The 2,622-nt window shown below is 38.4% G+C and carries 2 protein-coding genes; one reads left to right on the forward strand and one right to left on the reverse strand.

Annotation, left to right across the window (positions count from 1 at the left end):
* Positions 1 to 564: 564 nt before the first annotated feature.
* The gene (locus LD39_RS18210) at positions 565 to 1,980 is read right to left on the reverse strand and encodes a hypothetical protein (RefSeq protein WP_035551264.1); all 1,416 of its coding nucleotides are present in this window, start codon (positions 1,978 to 1,980) and stop codon (positions 565 to 567) included.
* Between the two features lie 277 nt (positions 1,981 to 2,257).
* On the opposite strand from LD39_RS18210, the gene LD39_RS18215 reads away from it, so the two are divergent.
* Positions 2,258 to 2,622: metallophosphoesterase (locus LD39_RS18215; RefSeq protein ID WP_035551268.1), on the forward strand; the 365-nt coding region annotated here is incomplete at its 3' end.

A 2,622-nucleotide genomic window follows, 5' to 3' on the forward strand; every position in this document is an offset into this window, starting at 1 on the left:
TGCCACAGCCTTTACCATTAATTCGGCTGTTTCCCCGACGGAATCCGACACGACATAGACCGTTTCTTTTTTACTCACTATCCATCTCCTTGTCTTTAAGTAATAAAAGCGGCTGTGTGAAACGACATGGTTAAGTATAGGGACGTTATTTACCTCTAATTGTCCCTGTGATCATGTGTTCTATTAAATTAATGTAACACACTATTGATCTATAATTTTTAATTATGTCATACTATTTACTGAATAGTATAATACCATTATCTTTCATTGGTTACAATAGAAAGATAGATTTTTGGGATAGAAGCATCGTCTTTAGTCGATTTTTGTTAGAGGGAGCATTTAATTTCACAATAGCATCTCAACATCAAACTGATTTCGTGCAATATATCAACCAAAAAACAAAATGAATCAAGGATATAAATACTTTTTTCCACCACATTTCTTAAGGAATCAATCAAAACATTACAGAAATCGCCAAACAACCCTTTGTTATCAATCAAGTCTCTTTATATGATCATAAAAAAGGTGAACCTATAACAGGTCCACCTTTTAGAGAAGAACAATTTATAAGAAGAAAACCACAAACAACTGAAGATAAATCTGCACCATGACATAAAACGCAATCGCGTATTTATAGTTAAATAGCAGTCCGTTTTTAATGATGCTGAGTCGGTTCACAGAACTTAGAATAATCGACGGTAAAATCAGCGGAGACAACATGATCGAAATCACGCTCCCTGATGTGATTCCAAGAACGACGATCTCTGGTGGATATGGCAGTTCCACACCTTGTAAAATTCCTGAGACGAGTACGATGACCGTCAATGGACCAAGGCCGATAAATCCTAAAATGATGACTACGAACGGAAGGACCCATAAGAAGTTTAAGAACGGAACGGCGTCTGTCACATAAAAGAGACCGTCAATAATATACTCGCCATAGCCCGACAGGTTTACGGCATTGATTAAGAAACCGGCTGCCAATAGAATCGAGAACTGCTGGGCTTTGTTTGGAATGCTTTTTTCTAAATAGATTTTTCCATTCTCTGGAATCGCGCTGCTTCTTCTTCGAACGATAAAGTAAAGGATCACCCACGCTACGATAACGATGGGGATAATAAGCAATAGCTGCACGTCCCAAAGCGCGTTAAGAAGAAAGATGGAACCGAATAACGTGAGAAATAGAATGCCGAATTCGAGCGCATCGCGATTTCCTCTTGTATCCTGTTTCTTTTCCTCAGCAATCTTAGCAAGCTGCTCTTGAATGCCTGCCGTAAGATCCACCCCGTAGTTCCGTTCTTGATAATGCGAGAAAAGAACGGATAATAAGATACCGGAGAAGGAGATGAAAAAGCCTTGTAAGATCGATAAACCTAATGATGCATCAAGCGCATGAACAGCGAAAATAAAACTTGGTATGCTGACGACCCACATCGTCGTTAAGGAGAACGCACGGAGTAAGGCTGTCCCTTTATAATTCTCCCAGGCTTCTCCTTTTTGATCGCTTAAAAAGTCGTTAATCATTCCATAGACCATAGGGATAGAGCCGAATAATAGGAAATACGAAATAATTTGCGTAATCACCATCATTCCAAAGTAAAACTTGCGGCTCGTATTGAGCAGGTTTTGCGCGAAGTTGATGACAGATTCAATGTATGGCTTTTCTTCTAACACCCAGCTTATCGTAGGAACGATGAGTAAGAGCGCGATCAGTCCACTCATTACAGTAAACCCAGATACGGTCCCTGCTATGAGGGAAGTACCTGCGGAAAGGTGAACAATCAGAGCGATGACGAGAAGTAAAAGCGAAATCGCAGCCTGTTTTATAGGCAAAAAGAAATATCCAATTAAAAAGGCGGCAAGACCGAGTAAGGAAAGAGCAGTTGAAAGCACTTCTCCGCCTGTGAAAGAAACGATAAAATGCATGAGGACATATAAACTTATAAAAAAGGTATATCCTCGTTTTGCGATTTGTACCATTATGGATGCTCCAATCCTGGTTCAAAGTTTTGACCTCAAACATAGTAACATAAGGAACATAAATTAGCTTAGATTGTGCATTTGAAAGTTCTTGCAGTAATCTCGATACTTCTATATTCCTTTTATTGCGAAAAATAAAAGAAAAATTTTAATATAGCTATCAAGTGTGAGTATCATAAATACACTTGTTTCATTCAAATAGGTTTTACATACGAACAAAAAAGAAATAGATTACCAAAGGGGAAATTAACTGCAAGTTGATAAGGAGGAATTACGAATGCGTTATCTTGTAGTTTCAGATATACATGGAGATATTGAAAAATTTGAAGATGTTTTAAAAGAAGCATCTTATAATCCAAAAGAAGACCAATTGATTTTACTAGGAGATTATATAGACCGGGGACCGCATTCAAGAGATGTGGTAGCAAAGGTCATCGAACTCGTGGAGCACGATGGAGCAATTGCGATTAAAGGCAACCACGATGATTTATTCATTCGGTCCCAGTATGAGGAAGAAGCTATGGAACTTTGGGAATTAAATGGGGCTTCAAGTACCTTAAAGTCGTATGAAGGGAACTTAGAAGAGATGAAGGAGCACCGAGAATGGTTAGAGAATAATCTTCAACTCTATTATGAAACGGA

Source organism: Halobacillus sp. BBL2006 (assembly GCF_000786645.1).
In the GTDB taxonomy this organism is placed as follows: Bacteria; Bacillota; Bacilli; order Bacillales; family Halobacillaceae; genus Halobacillus.

Bases quoted from the DNA above. Each gene is read 5' to 3' on its own strand.
- LD39_RS18210 (WP_035551264.1), bottom strand. From the start codon at position 1,980: ATGGTACAAATCGCAAAACGAGGATATACCTTTTTTATAAGTTTATAT.